The following is a 21,772-nucleotide window of genomic DNA, read 5'->3' as shown; positions in this document are numbered from 1 at the left end:
ACGGATGAGTGACGGGGAGGGCGCGCGGAGACCGTGCATCAGAGCCGGAAGTCGCGTCGGGAGCGCCGGCTGGGTAAGAGAGGCAGGGCCTGGCCCTGGCGGGGAACCGGGTGGGCGGGGACCGGCTGCGGTCCGTCAGGCGGGGGCCGGGCGGCCGCGGCGACGTGCGGGGGACCCGCCGCGGCTGTGAGAAGGACCCCCTCGCCCCCCACCCCACGCTCCGCGCGGCGCGGGCCCCTGCGAGGGGGCCGACGAGAAGGGTGTTGACCCTGACGCGGCGTCAGGCACTTCCATCGTCGGTGTCAGGGAGGAGGAGGCATGAGCCACACGGTGGGTGAGCTGGCCGCGATGGCCGGGGTCACGGTGCGCACGCTGCACCACTACGACCGGATCGGGTTGCTGACCCCGTCCGGCCGCACCCCGGCGGGCTACCGGGTCTACGACCTGCACGACGTGGACCGGTTGCGCCAGGTGCTGCTCTACCGCGGGCTCGGCTTCGGCCTCGAGGAGATCGGTGCACTGCTGGACGACCCGGACGTCGACGCGGGTGAGCACCTGCGGCGGCAGCACCGGCTGCTCCTGGAGCAGCGGGACCGGACCGACCAGATGGTGCAGGCCGTGGAGAAGGAGATGGAGGCACGCTCGATGGGCATGGCGATGACACCGGAGGAGAAGCTCGAGGTGTTCGGGGACTGGCTCCCCGAGGAGTACGCCGACGAGGCCGAGCAGCGGTGGGGCGAGACGGAGGCCTGGGCGCAGTCCCAGAGCCGGACGTCGGGCTACACCAAGCAGGACTGGCTGGACGTCAAGGCCGAGTCCGACGACGTCGAGCGCCGGTTCGCCGCCGCGATGACCGAGGGCGCCCCGGCCGACGACGAGCGCGCGATGGACCTGGCCGAGGAGCACCGGCAGCACATCAGCCGCCGGTTCTACGACTGCTCGCCGGAGATGCACGCCGGCCTGGGCGAGATGTACGTGGCCGACGAGCGGTTCACCGCGTACTACGAGGCGATCGCCCCGGGCCTGGCCCGGTACGTGGGCACGGCCTGCGTGGCCAACGCCGCCCGCCAGGCCTAGAACCGGAACGGAGTCGTTCTCACCCGCCGGGGGTGGGACGACCCCGTACCGGTCAACCCGGGCCACCGCCGCACCGACAACCGTCGGGCGAGCCGCACCCTGCGGCTCGCCCGACCGGGGAGGGCGACGATGCACCGCACGCACCGCCGCACCGGCACCCGGTGACCGCGCCGCCCTCGACCGCACCCCCGGTCGTGGCCGCGCCACCCCTCCGCCGGCCCGGTCTGCACCGGGCGACCTCGGGCCGGGTGCTCCGCGCGACGGCCGTGGTGCTGGTCGCCTGGGCCGCCGTGCTGGCCACGACCCCGGCCCAGGCTCCCTGGCGGGTCGCCCTGGACGTCGCCGTCCTCGGCGGCGTGCACGGCCTGGCGGCCCTGGTGGCGCTGCGCGACCGGCAGCCGGGCTCCCCCGGCGCCGTCCCCCGCACCGCCCTGGGCGTCGGCCTCGCCGCCCTCGCCGTCGCCGCGGTCGCCGGCCGGCTCAGCCACCCCGAGCACCGCGGGCCCGGCACCTGGGTCCTCGACGGCCTGCACCTCACCGGCCAGCTCGGCGTCGCCGTCCTGCTGCTGTCCCTGGTCCTCCCGCTGCGCGGCCGACTCGTCGTCGCCGGCCTCGGCCTGGACGCCGTCAGCACGACGCTGGGCCTGAGCGCCGTCGCCGGCACCGTCGTGCTGATCGGCATCGGGGACGACGGCACCGACCTCGCGACCCGGGTGGTGCTCGTCCTCACCGGCGTCGACGTCGTCCTGGTGGCCGGCGCGGTGGCCCTGTTCTCCGTGCTGCGCCCGAGCCGGCACGGCGTCGTGCTGCCGGTGCTGCTGGGCGCCGCCCTGGTGCTGGCCGCCGACCTCACCGCCGGGTACTCCGTGCACCGCGGCGGTGCCCTCTCCCCGCCCGCCGCCTACCTGCTCACCGCCGCCGCCTGCCTGGCGCTGGCCGCCGCGGTGACCCGGCCGGTGGGCGGCACCGCCGCGGTGGTCCCGCTGGGCGCGGTGGACCGGCTGCGCGCCTGGTCCACCGTGCTGCCCTTCGCCGGCACCGGCGCGAACCTGCTCGCCCTGGTCATCTCCGCGGTGGCCCCCGTCCCCGCCGGGTGGGCGCTGCTGCAGGTGCTGGCCGCGGCGGGCTGCCTGGGCGTCGTCGCGATCCGGTTCCAGGTGACCGTCCGGGTGGCCCGCACGGCGCTGGAGCAGCTCGAGGACGCCTTCACCGACCCGCTCACCCGGTTGCCCAACCGGCGCGGCCTGGCCGCCCGGGTGGACCACTGGCTGGTCGGGCCGGAGCCGGTCACCGTGCTGGCCGTGGACCTGGACGGCTTCCGCCGGATCAACGAGGAGGCCGGCCACGAGACCGGGGACCGGGTGCTGCAGCGGGTCGCCGCCCAGCTGACCGAGCTCGCCGCCCCGGGCACCGTGGTCGCCCGGATCGACGGCGACGACTACGCCCTGGCCTTCCTCGGGGACGACCCGGCCCGGGCCTCGCTGCTGGCCGCCCAGGTCCGCGACGTGCTGGGCCGCCCGTTCGACCTGGACCGGCACCGCCTGCACCTCACCGTCAACGTGGGGACGGCGGTCAGCCACCTGCTGCGCGACGCCCTGGGCGGCTCCGGGGGGCCCTCGACCGACGGCCTGCTGCGGTGCGCGGACCAGGCGCTCGCGCAGGCGCAGGCCAGCACCAGCGGCACCGCCGTGCACGACGCCGGCAGCTGCAGCCAGACCACCCAGGACTCGGTGCTTGCCTGGGTCGACGACCTGCACGCCGCGCTCGCCGCCGACGACCAGCTGCTGCTGCACTTCCAGCCCCAGCACCGGATCGCCGGGACCGGCACCGGCTCGGTGGCCACCGTCGTGGGCTGCGAGGCCCTGCTGCGCTGGGCGCACCCGACCCGCGGCCTGCTCGGGCCCGGTGAGGTGCTGCGCGCCGCCGAGCACGGCCACCTGTCCGACGCGGTCACCGAGCGGGTCCTGGACCTGGCGCTGCACGCCGCCGCCGGGTGGTGGGCCGACCGCGAGGTGCCGGTCGCGGTCAACCTGAGCGCCACTGACCTGGACGACGAGCTGCTGCCGCACCGGATCGCCGACGCCCTGGACCGGCACGGCCTGCCCGCCCGCGCGCTCACCGTCGAGGTGGTCGAGGACACCCTCATGCTGGACCCGGACCGGGCGCTGCAGACCCTCACCGCGCTGCGCTCCATCGGCCTGCGGATCGCGGTGGACGACTACGGCACCGGCTACAGCTCGCTGGCCTACCTGCACCGGTTGCCTATCGACGAGGTCAAGTTCGACCGCTCGCTGACCGCCGGCATCTCGGCCGACCCGGCCGCCGCGGTCATCGTCGGGCACAGCATCCGGCTGGCCCACGACCTGGGGCTGTCGGCGCTGGCCGAGGGCATCGAGGAACCGGCCGACCTGGAGCTGCTGCACCGGCTGGGCTGCGACGCCGTCCAGGGCTGGCTCACCGGCCACCCGCTGCCCGTGCACGGCTGGGTGGGCACGCTGGACCTGGGCCTCCCGCTCCCCCGCAGCTGACCCCCGGCGGGCCTTGCCCGCGCGCCCGGGATCGGGCCATCCTGCGCGGGTGCCCTACGACGAGGAGCTCGCCGACCGCCTGCGCGCGGCGCTGTCGACCACGCCCCGGGTGTCGGAGAAGCGGATGTTCGGCGGCCTGGCCTTCCTGGTGGACGGCGCCCTGGCGGTGGCCGCCAGCGGACGCGGCGGGCTGATGGTCCGCTGCGACCCGGCCCTGGCCGACGAGCTGGTCGCCCGGCCCGGCGTCCAGCGCATGGTGATGCGCGGCCGTGAGATGGCCGGCTGGCTGCGGGTCGACGACGCGGCCGCCGACGACGAGTCGTCCCTGCGGGAGTGGGTGGCGGTGGGCCGGTCGGCCGCGGCGGGCTCGCTGCCGACCTGACGGAGCCGCCGGCGCCGGGCGGGTGCTCGCCCGGCCAGACGGGCCGCCGCTGAGCCGACCGGTAACCCGGCTCAGTGGCGACGTCGTCCTGGACCTGATCGGCCGGCCGGGGCGCGGGCTTGAGCGGCTACCCGACCCGGACCAGCAGCTCGCCGTGCAGCATGCCCAGCCAGCCGTCGTCGGCGCCGGCCCAGCGCTGCCAGGCGGCGGCGACCTCGGCCAGCTCGGCCGCGGTGGCCCGTCCGTAGGCCACCGCCTGCTCGGCGAACGCCGAGGCGGTGGCCCGGCCGGCCCAGGAGTCCCCCCACCAGCGCCGCTCCGCGTCGTCGGCGTAGCAGTAGGTGGACGCCGAGGCGGTCAGGTCGCGCAGGCCGGCGGCGTGCGCCCAGGCCCGCAGGCGGCGACCGGCGTCGGGCTCGGCGTCGTTGCGGCGGGCGACCCGGTGGTAGAGGTCCAGCCAGCGGTCGAGGCCCTCGTCGGCCGGGAACCAGGTGGTGGCCGCGTAGTCGACCTCCCGGACGGCGAGCAGCCCGCCGGGCCGGCAGACCCGCGCCATCTCCCGCAGCGCGGCCACCGGGTCGGTCAGGTGCTGCAGCACCTGGTGGGCGTGCACCACGTCGAAGGAGTCGTCGGGCAGGTCGAGTGCGTAGACGTCGCCCACGGCGAACTCGACCTGCTCGCCGTCCACCCGCGCACGGGCCTCGGCCAGCGGCGCCTCGGTGACGTCGACCCCCAGCACCCGGCCCGGCGCCACGCGGCGGGCCAGGTCGACGGTGATCGTGCCGGGCCCGCACCCCACGTCGAGCAGGTCGAGACCCGGGCGCAGGTGCGGCAGCAGGTACCCGGCGGAGTTCTCCGCGGTGCGCCAGCGGTGGGACTGCAGGACGGCGTCGGCATGGCCGTGGGTGTAGGTGTCCACGTCGTCATCGTGCACCCGGCCCATCCCACTCAATGAACACACCGTCTCACTGGTCGGGATAGCCGCCAGCCGGGCGTGCGACGATCCGGGGCATGAGCACCTCCGACCGGTTGGCCGTCCTGCGGGCGGCCACCGCCGACCTGCAGCCGCCGTTCGCCGTCGTGGACCTGGACGCCTTCGACGCCAACGCCGACGCCCTTGTGGCCCGTGCCGCCCCCGGCACGGCGATCAGGCTGGCCAGCAAGTCCGTCCGGTGCCGCCCGCTGACCGCCCGCGCCCTGGACCGGCCCGGCTTCGCCGGGATCCTGGCGCTCACCCTGCCCGAGGCGCTCTGGCTGGCCGGCGAGCACGACGACGTCGTCGTGGGCTACCCCAGCGTCGACACCGACGCGATCGCCGCGCTGGCCGCCGACCCCGCGCTGGCCGCCCGGGTGACGCTGATGGTCGACTCCGTCGAGTCCCTGGACGTCGTCGAGCACGCGGTCGGCCGGTCCCCCGCCGCCCCGGTCAAGGTGTGCCTGGACCTCGACGCCGCGCTCGAGCTGCTCGGCGGCCGGGTGCACCTGGGCCCGCTGCGCTCCCCCGTCCGCACCCCCGCCCAGGCGGTGGCGCTGGCCCGCGCGGTCCTCGACCGGCCGTGGTTGCGTCTGGACGGGCTGATGGCCTACGAGGGCCAGGTCGCCGGGGTGGGGGACGTCGTCGCGAACCCGCTCCGCCAAGCCACGGTGCGGGCGATGCAACGTGCGTCGAGCCGGGAGCTGGCCCGGCGGCGGGCCGAGGTGGTCGCCGCGGTGTCCGTGCTGGCCCCGCTGCGCTTCGTCAACGGCGGCGGCACGGGCTCCGTTGAGGCCACCTCCGCCGAGCCCGCCGTCACCGAGGTCGCCGCGGGGTCGGGCCTGTACGCCCCGGCCCTGTTCGACTCCTACCGCCGGTTCCGGGCCCGCCCGGCGGCCTACTTCGTGCAGCCGGTGGTGCGCCGGCCCTCGTCCCGGGTGGCGACCGCACTGGGCGGCGGGTGGATCGCCTCCGGTCCCCCCGGCGCCGACCGGCAGCCGACGATCGCCTGGCCGCCGGGTCTGCGGTACAACCCGCGCGAGGGCGCCGGCGAGGCGCAGACCCCCCTGCTGGGCGCCCCGGCCCCCGGGCTGCGGCTGGGCGACCGGATCTGGTTCCGGCACGCCAAGGCCGGCGAGCTCTGCGAGCGGGTGAACACCCTCCACCTGGTGTCCGGCGACCAGGTGGTCGGCGAGGCCCCTACCTACCGCGGGGAGGGCAAAGCCTTCCTCTGACCACCCTCCACGCCGGTGATCATGGAGGTGTCGCTCGTCCGACACGCGGGGACGGCGCGTCCACCGGCCACAACCCCATGATCACCGCGGTGGAGGGGGCGGGCGGGGGACGCTCCTATGGTTCGTCAAGCCGCAGCCGGTGCTGATTCCAGGCGTCGGAAGAGTTCTCGGGCGATGTAGCGCTTGAGGCAGCGTTTGATCTCCCGGTCGGTCTTGCCTTGGGCTCGGCGGCGGTCGGCGTAGGCGCGGGTGCGCTCGTCCCGTTGCAGGCGGCTGAGGGCCACGGTGTGCAGGGCGCGGTTGAGTTGGCGGTCCCCGGAGCGGTTGAGCCGGTAGCGCACCGTCTTGCCCGAAGACGCGGGGATCGGTGCGGTGCCGGCGAGCATCGCGAAGGCGGCGTCGCTGCGGCAACGCCCCGGGTGGGACCAGGCGGTGAGCACTGTGGCGGCCACGATGGGGCCGACCCCGCTGACCTCGAGCAGGTCCGGTCGCCAGGAGCGCACGACGGCCCGGATCGCCTTCTCGTGCTCGAGCGCTTCGGCTTCGAGGAACCGGACGCGGCGGGCCAGGTCCCGCAGCACCGTCAGCGCGGTGAGCACGTCGATGGCGCCACTGCTGGCACCTGGTCGTAGCGCTGCGGCGGTGGTGATCATGGTGCGAGTGGACTGGCCGCGGAACCGGGCGCGCACGACCTCTGGTGCGGTGATGACCATGGCAAGCAGTTGCCGGCCGGCGTCGGTGGCGGCTTGGACTGCCATCCGTCGGGCGGTCAGCCGCATCTGCAGCGCGGCCCGCTCGGGGCCGGTCTTGGGTGCGGCCAGCTGGGTACGGGCCAGCGCGTCCCGGGCGGCGCGCTCGGCGTCGATGGGGTCGGACTTGGCCCCGGCACGCCGCGCCGGGCGCTTGGGGCGGTCCAGCTCCACCACCCACTCACCGACCTCGGCCAGGTGGCGGGCCAGGCCGGCGCCGTAGCCGCCGGCTCCTTCCATCGCCCAGGCCCGCAGGCCCGGGTGCTGCTCGGCCAGGGCGAGCAGTTCGGCGTAGCCGTCGGGGTCGGCGGGCACCGTGGCCCGGGCCAGCACCCCGCCGGTGGCCACCTCGACAACGGCGGCGGTGTGGGTCTGGCTGTGGGTGTCGACGCCGATGACGACCTCGACCAGTTCTGCCAACATGGACATGCGTTGTTCTCCTTGACCGGGGCGACGCGTGCAGGTCCCGGTCCGGTGCGGAGATGGCAGGACTGTGATGAGACACGCCAGCGTCAACTGGCGGTCAAGCTCCTGATCAGGCCAACGTCTCCGGCCGGGCCGGTGCCGGCAGCAGCAGACGGACAAGTCCCGTCGAAGGCACGAAGCCAGTCAGGCGAAGGGTCACGCCCACTGCTGCCAGCCATCAGCCCATCACCGATGAGCCGACCCTGCCAGCCTCACAGTCAGGTGAGGGCGGACGCCGCGGCTGGCACGGCCGCGGTGCGGTCGGCGGGCACCAGGCCGATCCTCGTGCGGCGGTCGAGGAGGTCGGCGACCGTGCGGGCGCCCTCGGCGGCCACCGCGAAGCGCAGCTCCCCCACCGTCTCGGGCCTGCCCGGCGCCACCGGTTCCGTCCCCAGCGCCAGCACGGCCGGCGCCTCGGTGCCGTACCGGGCGACCAGCCGGGCGGGGGCCGCGACCCGGTCCAGCACCCGCCGCGGGGCGGCGCCGACCAGCGGCAGCCGCGCGGTGACCGACCGGGTGGCTCCCCGGCCCAGGTGCGCGACGACGGCGTCCACCGTCTCCTCGGCCATCGCCCGGTAGGTGGTCAGCTTCCCGCCCACCACGGTCAGCACCGACCCCGACCGGTGCAGCAGGTGCTTGCGGGACAGGTCAGCGGTCGCGTCCCCCGGGCCGGTGCCCGCCGACGCGGGCAGCACGAGGGGCCGCAGGCCCGCGTAGGCGCCGACCACGTCGGCGGGGGTCAGCGGGTCGGCCAGCACCCGGTTCACCGTGCCGAGCAGCTGGTCGACCTCGGCGGGCGAGGGCTGCGGGTCGTCGTCGGGCACCGGCCCCTCGACCGGCTCGTCGGTGATCCCCACGAACACCAGCCCGGTGTCCTGCGGCAGCGCGAACACGTAGCGGGACCGGGAGCCCGGCAGCGGCACGGTCAGCGCGGCGGTGGGGTCGCCCAGCCGGGCCGACCTGACCACCAGGTGCGACCCCCGCGACGGCACCAGCCGGATCCCGTCGTCCAGACCGGCCGACCAGACGCCCGCGGCGTTGACCACCACGCCGGCCTCGACGTCCACCCGCCGTCCGTCGACCTCGACGGTCGCGGTGCGGCCGGCCACCCCGACCACGGTCGCCCCGGTCAGGACGGCGGCCCCGTACCCGGCGGCCGTGCGGGCCAGCGCCACCACCAGCCGGGCGTCGTCCACCAGCTGGCCGTCCCAGAACGCCACCCCACCGCCCCCGGGCCGGACGGCGGGCAGCCAGGCCGCCACCTGGTCGGCGTCCACCCGGCGGGCCCGCGGGAGCGACCCGCGACCGCCGCGCACCGACGTCCGCACCGCGTCGCCGAGCACGCCGCCCAGGCCAGCGACCGCGGCGACGTCCCGCCCGGCGGCGTCGGGCACGCAGAACGGCAGCGGCGCGACCAGGTGCGGCGCGGTGACGCCCATGAGGACGGCGCGCTCCCGGGCGGACTCCCGGGCCAGCCCGACCTCGCCGTGGGCCAGGTAGCGCAGCCCGCCGTGCACCAGCTTCGACGACCAGCGGCTGGTGCCCGCGGCCAGGTCGGCGCGCTCGCACAGCAGCACGGACAGCCCGCGGGACGCCGCGTCCAGCGCCACCCCCGCGCCGGTCACCCCGCCGCCCACGACGAGGACGTCGACCCGCGCCCCGAGCCGGTCGAGGTCGCGGCTGCGTCGGTCGGCGTCCAGCCGGGTTCCCGTCACGATCGCCCACCTTCCCAGGCATGGGAACCCTTGCACCCCCTCACGGGGCCCGGGAGGGGTGCAGGGGTTCCCATGCCGGAGGAGCCGGCCGGACGGCAGGGCGCGGGACGGCGGACGAGCCGGCCGGAGCGGGCAGACTGTCCCGGTGGCCGAGCAACCCGAACTGACCATCCAGGGCTGGGGTCCCCCGGGGACCCGCGTCGCGCACGTGGCCGACGGGGCGCTGGAGCTGACCGCCGACGCCGCGGTCAAGCGCACGCTGCCCAAGGCGGCCCGCAAGCACCTGGCCCGCGAACTGGGCTGGACCCCGCGCAGCACCCCGCCGGTGCCGGTCGACTCGATCGAGCTGGCGCCCAGCCGGCTGCCGGTGCCGGTGCGCGCCGAGCTGGTCACCCTGCTCGGGCTGGAGAACGTCCGCGACGACCGGGACTCCCGGCTGCGCCGCACCGGGGGCAAGAGCTACCTGGACCTGCTGCGCCGGCGGTCGGGGGACGCCACGGACGCGCCGGACGCCGTCCTCACCCCGGCCGACACCGCGCAGACCGCCGCGCTGCTCGAGCTGTGCACCCGGCACGGGGTGGTCGTCGTCCCCTTCGGCGGGGGCACCAGCGTGGTCGGCGGGCTGTCGGGCACCGACGTCGACGACCGGCCGGTGGTCGTGGTCGACCTGTCCCGGATGGCCGGGGTGGTGTCGGTCGACGTCCCGTCCTCGCTGGTCACCGCGGGCCCCGGCATGCGCGGGCCGGCCCTGGAGGACGCCCTCGCCGAGCACGACCTGACGCTGGGCCACCTGCCGCAGAGCTGGGAGTTCGCCACCCTGGGCGGCTACGCGGCCACCCGCAGCGCCGGCCAGGCCTCGACCGGGATCGGCCGCTTCGACGAGCTGGTCACCGGGCTGACCCTCGCCACCCCGACCGGGGTGCTGGAGCTGGGCCACGCCCCGGCGTCCGCGGCCGGCCCGGACCTGCTCGGGCTCGCCCTGGGCTCCGAGGGCACCCTCGGCGTGATCACGGAGGTCACCGTGCGGGTGCGGCCCCGCCCGCGCACCGAGGAGTACGAGGGCTGGTCCTTCCGCAGCTGGGCCGCCGGCCTGGCCGCCCTGCAGCGGCTGGCCCGGCACGACCTGCTGCCCGACGTCGTCCGGCTCAGCGACCCCGACGAGACCCGGGCCAACCTGATGCTGGCCAGCGGGGCCGGCGCCCGGGCGCTGCGCGGCGCCCTGCGCGGCCGCGGCCACGGCGACGGCTGCCTGCTGGTGGTCGGCTGGCAGGGGCTCCCGACGATCGTCCGGGCCCGGCAGCGCGCGGCCACCTCGCTGCTGCGCGAGGACGGCGGCAAGCGCGCCGGCACCCGGGTCGGCGAGTCCTGGGAGCGGCACCGGTTCGAGGCCCCCTACCTGCGGGACCGGCTGCTGGACGTCGGCCTGCTGGTGGAGACGCTGGAGACCGCGGCCACCTGGAGCGCGCTGCCGACGGTCTACGACGCCGCCCGGCGGGCGCTGCGGGAGGCGCTGTCCACCCCCGGCACGCAGCCGCTGGTGATGACCCACCTGTCCCACGGCTACGCCACCGGCGGCTCGCTGTACCTGACCGTGCTGGCCGACCGGGACGACGACCTGCCGATCCAGCAGTGGCTGACCGCCAAGCGGGCCGCGACCGACGCGGTGCTGGCCGCCGGCGGCACGCTGACCCACCACCACGCGGTCGGCGCGGACCACCGGCCGTGGCTGGACCGCGAGATCGGCCCGCGCGGGGTCGACGTGCTGCGGGCGGTCAAGGCCACGCTGGACCCCGCCGGCATCTGCAACCCGGGGGTGCTGCTGCCGTCCTGACCGCGTGTCGGGTTTGGCGTGGGCCCAGCGTGGACACAGTGCCGCCCATGAGCCAGGACGTCGAGAACAGCGCGCCCGGGCACGGATCCATCGAGCTCGCCGACGACGGGCAGCTGCTCGTGTTCACCGGCGAGATCGACAAGGACGTCGTCCGGCACTTCCGGTTGATGGTGCGCCCGGCCGACTGGCCCAGTCGCGTCGACGCCCGCGAGGTCACCTTCATGAGCTCGGCCGGGCTGGAGCTGATGGTGCACCTGGCCCGCAAGCAGAAGCGGGCCGGCGCCGAGCTCGAGGTCATCGAGCCCCCGACGTCGCTGCGGCTGCTGCTCAACCAGACCGGGCTGAACCGGGTGTTCCGCTCGGTGCCGGCCCCCGTCACGCCCGCCTGAGCTCGGCGGCCAGCGCCACCAACTCGTCGAGCACGACGCCCACCACCCGGCGCTCGGCGACGTCCGGACGGACGAGGGCGTCCACCTGCCGCCCGGCCCGCACGCCGGCGAGCGGGACCAGCCGCACCCCGGGGTGCCCCCCGCAGCTGTAGCGCGGCAGCAGCGCAATCCCGTGCCCGGCGGCCACCAGCGCCTCCACGACGTGGAAGTCGTTGATCCGCTGCACCACCCGCGGCACGGTGCCCGCCCGGACCCCGATGTCGTCGAGCACCCGGGCCACCGGGAACCCCTCGCGCACGGCGATCCACCCGGCGCCGTCGAGGTCGGCCGGGGCCAGTGCCGCCCGGGCGGCGAGCGGTGAGTCGACGGGGACGGCGACGTCCATCGGCTCGCGCAGCAGCGGGACCACCCGCACGCCGTCGCCCCATCCCGCCGGGCCCTCGGCCGGCCGGTGCGCCACGACCACGTCGTGCCGGTCGGCCAACGCAGGGAAGGCGTCCTGTGCGACGTCCTCGTCCGCGCACTCCACGGCGATGCCGCCGCGGGCCGCGACCCGGGTGAGCAGGCCGGGCAGCAGCAGCCGGGCCGCGCTCTGGAACGCCGACACCCGCACCGTGCCGGTCGGCGAGCCGGCGAACTCCGCGCAAGCGCTGCGGGCTCGCTCCAGGGCGACGGCCACGTCGAGGGCGGCGTCGGCCAGCGCGTCGCCGGCCGCGGTCAACCGCAGCCCGCGGCCGACCCGCTCGGTCAGCGGGACCCCGGCGTCCCGGGTGAGCCCGGCCAGCTGCTGGGACACCGCGGACGGCGTGAGGTGCAGGACGGCGGCCGCCCCGGTCACCCCGCCCTGGGTGCGCACCGCGCGCAGGGTCTGCAACGCCCGAACGTCCATGAAGCGACGCTACATCGACAGGTGAGCAGCATTCGCTGGTGCTGCACGCCCGAGGGCCGCAGGGTGACCGGTGTGAGCACCCGTGACCGCCTGCTGGCCTGCGTCGTCGCCGTCTGCTGGGGCCTGAACTTCGTGGCCATCCACCTGTCGCTCGAGCAGTTCCCGCCGTTCTTCCTCGTCGCCCTCCGGTTCGCGGTCATCGCCGTCCCGACGGTGCTGCTGGTTCCCCGCCCGGGCGTCCCGTGGCGCTGGGTGCTCGGCTACGGGGTGGGGTTCGGCGTCCTGCAGTTCCTCTTCCTCTACCTGGCGATGGCGGTCGGCATGCCGACCGGGCTGGCCTCGCTGGTGCTGCAGTCCTCGGCGCCGTTCACCGTGCTGCTGGCCGGCGTCCTGCTGCGCGAGCGGCTCACCGGCCGGCAGGGCCTGGGCGTGGCCGTCGCGCTGGTCGGGCTGGGCGGCATCGCGGTGCACCGGGCCGAGGTCGACGGCGGCACCTTGCTGCTGCCGGTGCTGCTGACGCTGTGCGGCGGGCTCGGCTGGGCGCTGGGGAACCTGGCCACCCGGCAGGCCCGGGCACCCCACCCGCTGCGCCTCACGCTGTGGATGTCGGTGGTGCCGCCGCTGCCGATGCTGGCGGCGTCGCTGCTGGTCGAGGGCCCGGCGCGGATCGGCCAGGGGTTCACCGGGCTGACGTCGACCCCCGGCCTGCTCGCCCTGGGTGGGCTGGTCTACACCGTCCTGGTGGGCACCCTGCTGGGCTCGGGACTGTGGGCGGCCCTGATGAGCCGCAACCCGTCGTCGGCGGTGGCGCCGTTCTCGATGCTGGTCCCGGTGGTGGGCATCGGCGCCGCCTGGGCGCTGCTCGGCGAGCCGACGTCGGCCCCCGAGCTGGCCTGGGGGGCGCTGGTGGTCGCCGGGGTGCTGGTCGGGTCAGCGCGTCCGGCGCACCGGGGGCAGCTTGTCGGCCAGGCTGCGGGAGGCGAAGCCGCCGACGACGGCCGAGAGCACCCCGACCAGGACGACGAAGCCCGTCCCGACCTGCTGGGCTCCCAGGGCCGCTAGGGCGAAGAAGCAGATCGCGGCCACCGCGACGGCCAGCCCCAGGCCCAGGACGACGACGAACCAAGCGGGTTGCTGCTGCTGCTCCTCGGGCTCCACCGGGACAGTCTGCCCCGTCTGGGATCGTTCCCCCATGAGTTCCCCCCTGGTGACCAGCGAGGTCGGCCGGCTGCGCACCGTCGTCCTGCACCGGCCCGGCGCCGAGCTGCGCCGGCTGACGCCGCGCAACAACGACGAGCTGCTCTTCGACGGCGTGCCGTGGGTGGCCCGCGCGCAGGAGGAGCACGACGCCTTCGCCGGCGCGCTGACCGAGCGCGGGGTCGAGGTGCTCTACGTCGACCGGCTGCTGGCCGAGGTGCTCGACGTGCCGGCGGCCCGGGAGCAGCTGGTCGCCGCGGCGGTGGACGACCCGCGGATCGGGGCCACCCTGCAGCACGCCTGCGTGGACCACCTGTCCGGGCTGGCCTCGACCGACCTGGCCGCGGCGCTGATCGGCGGGCTCGCCCACGACGAGCTCCCCGGCGCCCGCGGGCTGGCCTGGGAGCTGATGGGCCAGGGCGACTTCGTCGTCCGGCCGCTGCCGAACCTGCTGTTCACCCGCGACTCCAGCGTCTGGGTGGGCGACCAGGTGGCGATCACCTCGCTGGCTATGCCCGCGCGGCACCGGGAGTCCACGATCACCGGGGCGATCTACCAGCACCACCCCCGCTTCGGCGGGCCGCAGCGGCTGTACGACCCGTCCCTGGAGCACCTGGAGGGCGGCGACGTGCTGGCGCTGGCGCCCGGCGTGCTGGCCGTGGGCGTCGGCGAGCGGACGACAGCCGGCGGGGCCGAGCGGCTGGCCCGCCGGGTCTTCGCCCGCGGGCTGGCGCACACGGTGCTGGTGGTACCGATCGCGCAGGAGCGGGCCACCATGCACCTGGACACCATCGCCACGATGGTCGACGTCGACGCGATGGTCATGTACCCCGCGGTGGCCGACACCCTCGTCGCCTGGACGGTGCGCGCCGGGGCCGACCTGCCCGACGACGACGACACCGTCGACCTGCAGGTCAGCGGACCGGCCCCGTTCCTCACCGCCGCGTCGGCGGCCATGGGCATCGACCGGCTCCGGCTGATCGACACCGGGCTGGACCCGGTCACCGCCGAGCGCGAGCAGTGGGACGACGGCAACAACACCCTCGCCCTGGGCCCCCGCCTCGCCGTGGCCTACGAGCGCAACACGGTCACCAACAAGGCGCTGGAGGCCGCGGGCATCGAGGTCGTGGCGATCGCCGGGGACCAGCTGGGCAGCGGCCGCGGCGGACCACGGTGCATGAGCTGCCCCGTGGTCCGCGACCCCCTACCGGCCTGAGCGGACGCCGAGCGCCTCGACGTGCGGTGAGCTGAACACCCGGCCGGGGTCCAGGGCGTCGAACAACGCCCGGGCCTCGGCCAGCCGGGGCACGACCGCGGCCAGGTCGGCCCCGGCGTGCGCCTTGCCCCAGTGCGGACGCGCGCCGAACGCGGCGAGCACCTCGCCCACCAGCGGGATGCCCACCTCGCGGGCACCGGCGGTCTTGCGCCAGGTGAAGTGCACCGCCAGGGAGTCCCGGCCGTGCGCCATCGACAGCCACAGCCGGTCGGCGGCCACCGTGCGCAGCTCGCTGACCACCAGGTGCTCCCGGATCCGGTGGCCCACGGCCGCCACGGCGGCGATCGCGGCGGCCGCGTCGGCCCGGTCGACGAAGAACTCCGACTGGATCTCGTCGCCGTTGCTGGGGGTCGCGTCGTGCCGGAAGTGCGGCAGCCGCTCGTGCCACGGCCCCGGCTCCCCGCCCTGCGGGGTCACGTTGCCGACGATCTCGTCGGTGATCCGGTCCCGGCTCACCGGGTCGCGCGGAGCGCCCAGCACCTCGTCGGGCACGTCGGCCGGGAGCCGGGTCTTCACCCACAGGTCGGCGGTGCCCTCCCAGCGGGTGAACGCGCTGACGCTGTCGCCGACGCCGAACGCCTCGTGGACGCCGGCGACGGGCAGGCCGCGGTAGACGTCCTGACGGACCTGGTAGGTCGGCTCCGTGGCCAGCACCAACTCGGTGACCACGCCGATCGACCCCAGTGCGACGGCCTGCGCCTCGACGTCGGCTCCGGCGACCTCGCGCAGCGCGCCGTCCGGGCCGACCAGGGTGAACGCCCGGACGGCGGTGGCCAGCGCACCGGCCCGGTCGCCGGAGCCGTGCGTCCCGGTGGCGACCGCGCCGCCGACCGAGATGTGCGGCAGGGAGCCCATGGTGTGCAGAGCCCGCCCGTGCCGCTGCAGCTCGCGGGCCAGCGCACCGAACGTCGTCCCGGCGCTCACCGCGACCGTGCCGTCGTCTCGGACGTCGACCCGGTCGGGCAGCGCGGTCAGGTCCAGCAGCACGCCGGGTGAGTCGGCCAGCCCGTTGAAGGTGTGCCGGGTGCCCAGCGCCCGCACGGCCGTCGCCCGCGCCACCTCCTCCTGCAGCTGCTCGACGTCGGTCGGCCGGTGGATCGGGGCGGTGAACTCGTAGGTCCCCGCCCAGTCGCTCTGCACGCAGGTCCTCCTGGGGGTGGTCGTCCCCCCACCGTAGGCGCCCGACTGTTCAGTACAGGCGTACCAGATGACTGGTACGGTCGTACCGATCAACGGAAGGAGGCCGTCGTGGCCTGGGTGCTCGTCGTCGTGGCCGGTCTGTTCGAGACCGCGTTCGCCGTCTCGCTGAAGAACTCGGAGGGGTTCAGCCGGCTGTGGTGGACGATCTCCTTCATCGTCTGCGCCGGGATCAGCTTCACGCTGCTGACCATCGCGCTGCGCACGCTGCCGGTGGGCACCGCCTACGCCGTGTGGACCGGCATCGGCGCGGCCGGCACGGCGGTGATCGGCATGTGGCTGCTCGGCGACCCGGTCGGCACGCTGCGCATCCTGTCCATCGTGCTCATCGTCGCCGGGGTGATCGGCCTCAACCTCGCCCCCTCGTCGGCCCACTGATGGCGGCCCCCACGGGCACCACGCCCAAGGGAGAGGCCCGCCGGGAGGCGCTGGTGGCCGCGGCGGCCGAGCTGGTGGCCGGGCACGGACCCGACGCCGTCTCCCACCGCTCGGTCGCCGCCGCGGCCGGGCTGCCCCTGGCGGCCACCACCTACTACTTCCGCGACCTCACCGACCTGCTCGTGGCCGCGGTCGACCGGGTGTCCGCCGCCGAGGTCGCCGGCGCCGAGGCCGTCGTGGCCGCCGCGGGCCGGGGCCGACGGTCCGCGCGCACCACGGCGGGTCTGGTGGCCGACGTCCTGCTGGGGACCGGGCGGCACACCGACGCCGACCTGCAGGCGCACTACGAACGCCTGCTGGCCGGGGGGCGGCACCCCGCCGTGCGGCCGGTGCTGCAGGCCGCCGGCGCCCGGCTGCACGGCCTGGTCGGGGAGCTGCTGACCGGCGGGGAGCACCGGGAGGTCCCGGTCGCCGTCGTCGTCGCGGTGGTCGACGGGACGGTGGTGTCCGCGCTCGTCGAGCGGGACGGCCACGCCCGGGCCGCCGCCGAGGAGGCCGTCACGGACCTGCTCAGCCGCCGACGCCGCTGGTGAGCACCCGAACGGCGTAAATCGCGGTTACCTGGTGCACCACGGGGGTAGGTGCGCTCTGCCGTTCAGCCCAGAGCGCAGGAGGAAGCAGTGACCACCACGGACACCACCCCAGGACGACCGCCGCGTGCCCACGAGGACGTGGTGGACACCGCCACCGCACGCCGGGTGGTCGTCGTCCACCGGATCGGCGCCTTCGCCGTCGCCGGGGTGCTCGCCGTCTTCGGCCTCCTCGGCTTCGTCGGCGGCCTGGCCTTCTTCGACACCACCGGTGGCAGCGTCGCCGGGCTGTCCAGCAACGGCCTGCTGTCGGCCATCTCGCTGCTCACCGCCGCCGTGCTCGTCGCGGCCGCGCTCAAGGGCGGCCGGATCGCCGGCATCGTGATGACCGGGGTCGGGATCGCCTTCCTGCTCTCGGCCTTCTGGCACCTGTTCGTGCTCAACAGCCGCTTGAACGTGCTGGCCTTCGAGATGTCCAACGTGATCTTCTCGATCGTCGTCGGCCTGCTGCTGCTCACCCTGGGCCTGTACGGCCGGGTCAGCGGCAACCTCCCCGAGGACAACCCCTACCGCCCGGGCCCCGGCCAGGACGTCGGCATCGACGAGGAGCCCGAGCTGCCCCCGGCCACCGCCGAGGAGCTGCGCGCCGAGCGCGAGATGCGCGAGGCCGAGGTCGCCGTCACCGAGCACCGCGCGACGCCCGAGCAGCACCGCCGGGTCCAGGCGATGGCCGCCGAGCGCACCAAGGCCGGCCGCCGCCGCGTCTGGATGGCGCAGTCCTGACGTGGTGGAGTCGCAGCGCATCGTGAACCGAGCGCTGCGACTCCACCCGAGCGCTACAGGCCCTGGGCCAGGCGGTGGTAGGCCGCCGACCAGCGCAGCTCCTTGGCCAGCCCCCGACGGGTGGTGTCGGCGTCGATGACCACCAGCTCGGTGCGGAAGACGTCGGCCAGGTCGGTCAGCTCGGCCGACGTCAGCTGGGTGGTCAGCACCGTGTGGTGCGGACCGCCGGCGGTCAGCCAGCCCTCGGTCGAGGTGGCGAAGTCCGGCCGGGGCTCCCAGACCGCCCGTGCGACCGGCAGGTTCGGCAGCGGCTCGGACGGCGGGACGACGTCGATCTCGTTGGCCACCCAGCGGAACCGCTCCCCCAGGTCCGCCCAGCCGATGACGACGCCCTCGGCGGGAGCGGCGGAGAAGACCAGGCGTGCCGGGTCCTCCTTGCCGCCGATGCCCAGCGGGTGCACCTCGAGCGAGGGCTGCTCGCCGGAGATCGTCGGGCAGACCTCCAGCATGTGCGCGCCGAGGATCTTCGGGGTCTCCGAGGACAGGTCGTAGGTGTAGTCCTCCATGAAGGAGGTGCCGCCGGGCAGGCCGCGGCCGGCGGTCTTCAGCACCCGGAGCAGGGCCGAGGTCTTCCAGTCGCCCTCGCCGCCGAAGCCGTAGCCGTCGGCCATCAGCCGCTGCACGGCCAGGCCGGGGAGCTGGCGCAGCGTGCCCAGGTCCTCGAAGTTGGTGGTGAAGGCGCCGAACCCGCCGTCGGTGAGGAAGGTGCGCAGCGCGACCTCCAGGGTGGCCTGGTAGCGCACCGAGTGGTGCCGGTCGCCGCCGGGCCGCAGGTCCTCGGCGACGGAGTACAGGTCCAGGTACTCGGCGATCACCGCGTCCACCGCGGCGTCCTCCACCGCGTCGACGACGGCAGCCAGGTCGTTGATGCCGTAGGTGTTCACCGAGACGCCGAAGCGCAGCTGGGCCTCGACCTTGTCGCCCTCGGTCACCGCGACGTTGCGCATGTTGTCGCCGAACCGGGCCAGCTTGAGCGAGCGCGCGTCGGCGGCGGCCACCGCGGCGCGGGCCCAGCCACCGACCCGGGCCTGCACGGCGGGGTTGGAGGCGTGCCCGGCCACGGGGGTGCGCGGCACCCGCAGCCGGGTCAGGGCGTAGCCGTACTCCCGGTCGCCGTGCGCGGCCTGGTTGAGGGTCATGAAGTCCATGTCGATCGTCGCCCACGGCAGGGCGGCGTCGGCCTGGGTGTGCAGGTGCAGCAGCGGCTTGCGCAGCGCGTCCAGGCCGGCGATCCACATCTTGGCCGGGCTGAAGGTGTGCATCCAGGTGATGACACCGATGCAGGCGGCGCTCTCGTTGGCCTCGCCCATCGCGCGGCGGATCGCGGCCGGCTCCTTGAGCACGGGCTTCCAGACGATCCGCACCGGCACGACGGCCGCGTCGTCCAGCGTCGCGGCGACCCGCTGGGACTGCTCGGCGACCTGCTGCAGGGTCTCCTCGCCGTAGAGGTCCTGGCTGCCGGTGAAGAACCAGATCTCCTGGTCGGGGAACGGGGACTCGCTGGTCATGTCGGTGCTCACTTCTGTCCGTAGACGTTCTGGTAGCGCTCGTACAGGGCGTCGATGTCGGCCTGGGGGATCGGGACGGGCTCGCCGAGCTGCCGGGAGATGTGCACCGTGCGGGCGACGTCCTCGGCCATGACGGCGGCCTTCACCGCGGCCTTGGCGCTCTTCCCGATCGTGAACACGCCGTGGTTCTGCATGAACACCGCCGGCGAGCGGTGCCCGGCCAGCGTCTCCACGATGCCGCGGCCGATCGAGTCGTCGCCGATCAGGGCGAACGGGCCGATCGGGATGGGCCCGCCGAACTCGTCGGCCATCGCGGTGAGCACGCACGGCACCGGCTCGGCGCGCGCCGCCCAGGCCGCGGCGTAGGTGCTGTGCGTGTGCACCTGGCCGTTGACCTCGGGCATGTTCCGGTAGACGTAGGCGTGCGCGTCGGTGTCCGAGGACGGGGCCCGCACGCCGTCGACGGCGTTGCCGTCCAGGTCGCAGACCGTGATGCCCTCCCAGGTCAGCGTGTCGTACTCGACCCCGCTGCCCTTGATCACGAACAGGTCATTGCCGGGCACCCGCTCGCTGACGTTGCCGGCGGTCCAGGTGACCAGCGCGTTGGTCACCAGCAGGCCGTGCAGCGCGGCGACGTGCTCCCGCAGCTCGCGGTGGGTGCCCTGCTCGGACGCCGCCGCCGCGCGCACGGTCAGCCGGGTGGGGGTGCTGCCGTCACACGCCGAGCACATCGGGCTGCTCCTCGATCGCGGGGGCCTCGACCTCGGGGACGACCGGGGTCGAGGTGGTGGGTGCACCGCCGGTGCGGCGGGCGGCGGCCTCGCGGCGCAGCGCGCGCAGCCGGTGCAGGACGTCGTTGCCCCCGCCCGGCTGGTCCTCGCCGCGGCCGAAGAAGTCGTGCAGCCGGCGGTACTCGGCGAACAGGGCGTCGTAGCGGTCGGCCCGCTCGTCGTCGGGGGTGTAGACCCCGCGCAGCACCTTGCCCATGACCCGCGACGCGGCCGGCACGTCGGGGTAGGCCCCGGCGGCGACGGCGGCGTGGATGGCCGAGCCCAGCGCCGGCCCCTGCTCGGAGTCGATCGTGGACAGCGGTCGGCGGCAGATGTCGGAGTACAGCTGCATCAGGAAGGTGTTCTTGAGCAGCCCGCCGGCGACGACCAGCTCGGTGACCGGGACGCCGGACCCCTCGAAGGCCTCGATGATCGTGCGGGTGCCGAAGGCGGTGGCCTCCAGCAGGGCGCGGTAGGTGTCCTCCGGGCGGGTGGCCAGGGTCTGGCCGAGCACCACGGCCGAGAGCTCCGCGTCGACCAGCACCGAGCGGTTGCCGTTGTGCCAGTCCAGGGCCACCAGGCCGTGCTCGCCGACCTCCTGCTGGGCAGCCAGCTCGGTGAGCAGCTGGTGCACGCTGATCCCGCGCTCGCCGGCGGCCTGCACGTAGGCCGGCGGCACCGAGGTGTCGACGAACCAGCCGAAGATGTCGCCGACGCCGCTCTGGCCGGCCTCGTAGCCGTAGCGCCCGGCGGTGATGCCGCCCTCGACGACCCCGCACATGCCCGGGACCTCGGCGAGGGTCTCGCCGTTCATGACGTGGCAGGTCGAGGTGCCCATGATGGCGACCATCTGGCCCGGGTCGATGGCCTGCGCGGCCGGGGCGGTGACGTGCGCGTCGACGTTGCCGACGGCGACCGCGATGCCCTCGGGCAGGCCGGTCCAGGCCGCCGCCTCGCGGGTCAACCCGCCGGCCCGCTCGCCCAGCTCGCCGATCCGGTGGTCGAGCTTGTCGTCGACGAAGCCGGCGAAGTCGGGGTTCAGCGCGGCCAGGAACTCCCGCGAGGGGTAGGCGCCGTCCTGCCGGATGCCCTTGTAGCCCGCCGTGCAGGCGTTGCGGACGTACTTGCCGCACAGCTGCCAGACGATCCAGTCGGCGGCCTCGACCCAGTGCTCGGTGGCGGCGTAGACCTCGGGGTCCTCCTCCAGCAGCTGCAGGCCCTTGGCGAACTCCCACTCGCTGGAGATCAGCCCGCCGTAGCGCGGCAGCCACGGCTCCCCGCGCTGCGCGGCCAGGGCGTTGATCCGGTCGGCGTGCGGCTGGGCGGCGTGGTGCTTCCACAGCTTGACGAAGGCGTGCTTGCGCCCGGCGAACTCCGGCAGCTCGCACAGCGGGGTGCCGTCGGCCGTGGTCGGGACCATCGTGCAGGCGGTGAAGTCGGTGGCGATGCCGATGACGTCGGCCGGGTCGACGCCGGAGTCGCGCACCGCGAGCGGCACCGCCGTCCGCAGCACGTCGACGTAGTCCGCGGGCACCTGCAGGGCCCAGTCCGGCGGCAGCTGCTCACCGGTGCCGGGCAGCTCCCGGTCGACCACGGCGTGCGGGTAGGGGTGGGTGGCGCTGGCCAGCTCGGCCCCGTCGGACACCCGGACGACGACCGCCCGGCCCGACAGGGTGCCGTAGTCGACGCCCACCACGTACTGCTCGCTCACGACGTTCCTCCTGCGCTCGGTGCGGGTCCGGCGGTCATGTTAGCGCTAACAACAGTGGTTCGGAACACA

The 21,772-nt window shown here is 75.4% G+C and carries 19 protein-coding genes; 11 read left to right on the top strand and 8 right to left on the bottom strand.

Going from position 1 to position 21,772, the window contains the following annotated elements; all coding sequences use genetic code 11:
• Positions 1–318: 318 nt before the first annotated feature.
• From LFA75_RS12850 to LFA75_RS12840, 3 genes are all read left to right on the top strand, one after another.
• Positions 319–1,077 carry a MerR family transcriptional regulator gene (locus LFA75_RS12850; protein ID WP_225234026.1) on the top strand — a complete coding sequence of 253 codons (759 nt, stop codon included), beginning with the start codon at positions 319–321 and terminating at the stop codon, positions 1,075–1,077.
• Between the two features lie 161 nt (positions 1,078–1,238).
• Entirely contained in the window at positions 1,239–3,605 is a 2,367-nt protein-coding gene (locus LFA75_RS12845) for a putative bifunctional diguanylate cyclase/phosphodiesterase (protein WP_225234025.1), read from the top strand.
• A gap of 49 nt (positions 3,606–3,654) precedes the next feature.
• Positions 3,655–3,987, top strand: coding sequence for a TfoX/Sxy family protein (locus tag LFA75_RS12840; protein WP_225234024.1), 333 nt, complete (start codon positions 3,655–3,657; stop codon positions 3,985–3,987).
• 127 nt (positions 3,988–4,114) lie between these two features.
• Here the strand turns inward: LFA75_RS12840 and LFA75_RS12835 are convergent, their stop codons facing one another.
• On the bottom strand, positions 4,115–4,906 hold the full coding sequence (locus tag LFA75_RS12835; RefSeq protein WP_225234023.1) for a methyltransferase domain-containing protein: 792 nt from the start codon (positions 4,904–4,906) through the stop codon (positions 4,115–4,117).
• Between the two features lie 92 nt (positions 4,907–4,998).
• Between LFA75_RS12835 and LFA75_RS12830 the strand changes: the two genes are divergently transcribed.
• The gene (locus LFA75_RS12830; protein WP_225234022.1) at positions 4,999–6,195 is read left to right on the top strand and encodes an alanine racemase; all 1,197 of its coding nucleotides are present in this window, start codon (positions 4,999–5,001) and stop codon (positions 6,193–6,195) included.
• Positions 6,196–6,320: 125 nt separating this feature from the next.
• Here LFA75_RS12830 and LFA75_RS12825 read toward each other — a convergent pair whose 3' ends face one another.
• Together LFA75_RS12825 and LFA75_RS12820 are read right to left on the bottom strand one after the other, a co-directional pair.
• Positions 6,321–7,373, bottom strand: coding sequence for an IS110 family RNA-guided transposase (locus LFA75_RS12825; protein WP_225232357.1), 1,053 nt, complete (start codon positions 7,371–7,373; stop codon positions 6,321–6,323).
• Positions 7,374–7,627: 254 nt separating this feature from the next.
• A complete protein-coding gene (locus LFA75_RS12820) occupies positions 7,628–9,124 on the bottom strand; it encodes a glycerol-3-phosphate dehydrogenase/oxidase (RefSeq protein WP_225234021.1) in 1,497 nt (498 codons plus the stop codon).
• Positions 9,125–9,269: 145 nt separating this feature from the next.
• Between LFA75_RS12820 and LFA75_RS12815 the strand changes: the two genes are divergently transcribed.
• Together LFA75_RS12815 and LFA75_RS12810 are read left to right on the top strand one after the other, a co-directional pair.
• The gene (locus LFA75_RS12815; protein WP_225234020.1) at positions 9,270–10,955 is read left to right on the top strand and encodes an FAD-binding oxidoreductase; all 1,686 of its coding nucleotides are present in this window, start codon (positions 9,270–9,272) and stop codon (positions 10,953–10,955) included.
• Between the two features lie 47 nt (positions 10,956–11,002).
• Positions 11,003–11,344, top strand: coding sequence for an STAS domain-containing protein (locus LFA75_RS12810; RefSeq protein WP_225234019.1), 342 nt, complete (start codon positions 11,003–11,005; stop codon positions 11,342–11,344).
• Here LFA75_RS12810 and LFA75_RS12805 read toward each other — a convergent pair.
• Positions 11,331–12,233, bottom strand: coding sequence for a LysR family transcriptional regulator (locus LFA75_RS12805; RefSeq protein ID WP_225234018.1), 903 nt, complete (start codon positions 12,231–12,233; stop codon positions 11,331–11,333). The two genes, LFA75_RS12810 and LFA75_RS12805, sit on opposite strands and share 14 nt — an antisense overlap.
• A 72-nt stretch (positions 12,234–12,305) precedes the next feature.
• On the opposite strand from LFA75_RS12805, the gene LFA75_RS12800 reads away from it, so the two are divergent.
• The gene (locus tag LFA75_RS12800) at positions 12,306–13,295 is read left to right on the top strand and encodes an EamA family transporter (protein ID WP_225234017.1); all 990 of its coding nucleotides are present in this window, start codon (positions 12,306–12,308) and stop codon (positions 13,293–13,295) included.
• A 130-nt stretch (positions 13,296–13,425) separates the two neighbouring features.
• The gene (locus LFA75_RS12795; protein WP_225234016.1) at positions 13,426–14,646 is read left to right on the top strand and encodes an arginine deiminase; all 1,221 of its coding nucleotides are present in this window, start codon (positions 13,426–13,428) and stop codon (positions 14,644–14,646) included.
• Here the strand turns inward: LFA75_RS12795 and LFA75_RS12790 are convergent.
• On the bottom strand, positions 14,635–15,846 hold the full coding sequence (locus LFA75_RS12790) for an FAD-binding protein (RefSeq protein WP_225234015.1): 1,212 nt from the start codon (positions 15,844–15,846) through the stop codon (positions 14,635–14,637). The genes LFA75_RS12795 and LFA75_RS12790 overlap by 12 nt on opposite strands.
• A gap of 108 nt (positions 15,847–15,954) precedes the next feature.
• Between LFA75_RS12790 and LFA75_RS12785 the strand changes: the two genes are divergently transcribed.
• The 3 genes from LFA75_RS12785 (at position 15,955) to LFA75_RS12775 (ending at position 17,654) form a co-directional block, all read left to right on the top strand.
• Positions 15,955–16,281: a DMT family transporter gene (locus LFA75_RS12785; protein WP_225234014.1), complete on the top strand. Its 327-nt coding sequence runs from the start codon at positions 15,955–15,957 to the stop codon at positions 16,279–16,281.
• Positions 16,281–16,874: a TetR/AcrR family transcriptional regulator gene (locus LFA75_RS12780; protein ID WP_225234013.1), complete on the top strand. Its 594-nt coding sequence runs from the start codon at positions 16,281–16,283 to the stop codon at positions 16,872–16,874. The genes LFA75_RS12785 and LFA75_RS12780 overlap by 1 nt, the downstream gene beginning before the upstream one ends.
• An 87-nt stretch (positions 16,875–16,961) precedes the next feature.
• Entirely contained in the window at positions 16,962–17,654 is a 693-nt protein-coding gene (locus LFA75_RS12775) for a DUF4383 domain-containing protein (RefSeq protein WP_225234012.1), read from the top strand.
• Between the two features lie 53 nt (positions 17,655–17,707).
• Here the strand turns inward: LFA75_RS12775 and araA are convergent, their stop codons facing one another.
• Genes araA through araB form a run of 3 tightly spaced genes read right to left on the bottom strand, consistent with a single transcriptional unit; the run spans position 17,708 to position 21,703 of the window.
• Positions 17,708–19,234, bottom strand: a complete 1,527-nt coding sequence (gene araA, locus LFA75_RS12770) for an L-arabinose isomerase (protein WP_225234011.1) — start codon at positions 19,232–19,234, stop codon at positions 17,708–17,710.
• Entirely contained in the window at positions 19,231–19,953 is a 723-nt protein-coding gene (locus LFA75_RS12765) for an L-ribulose-5-phosphate 4-epimerase (protein WP_225234010.1), read from the bottom strand. The genes araA and LFA75_RS12765 overlap by 4 nt, the downstream gene beginning before the upstream one ends.
• Positions 19,937–21,703 (bottom strand): ribulokinase, encoded by a 1,767-nt coding sequence (gene araB, locus LFA75_RS12760; RefSeq protein WP_225234009.1) that lies wholly within the window; start codon positions 21,701–21,703, stop codon positions 19,937–19,939. Before araB ends, LFA75_RS12765 begins: the two co-directional genes overlap by 17 nt.
• Positions 21,704–21,772 lie beyond the last annotated feature (69 nt).

The sequence above is a fragment of the Klenkia terrae genome (assembly GCF_900491935.1).
Classification (GTDB): Bacteria; Actinomycetota; Actinomycetes; order Mycobacteriales; family Geodermatophilaceae; genus Klenkia; species Klenkia terrae.
This window is presented reverse-complemented; position numbering and strand designations above follow the sequence as displayed.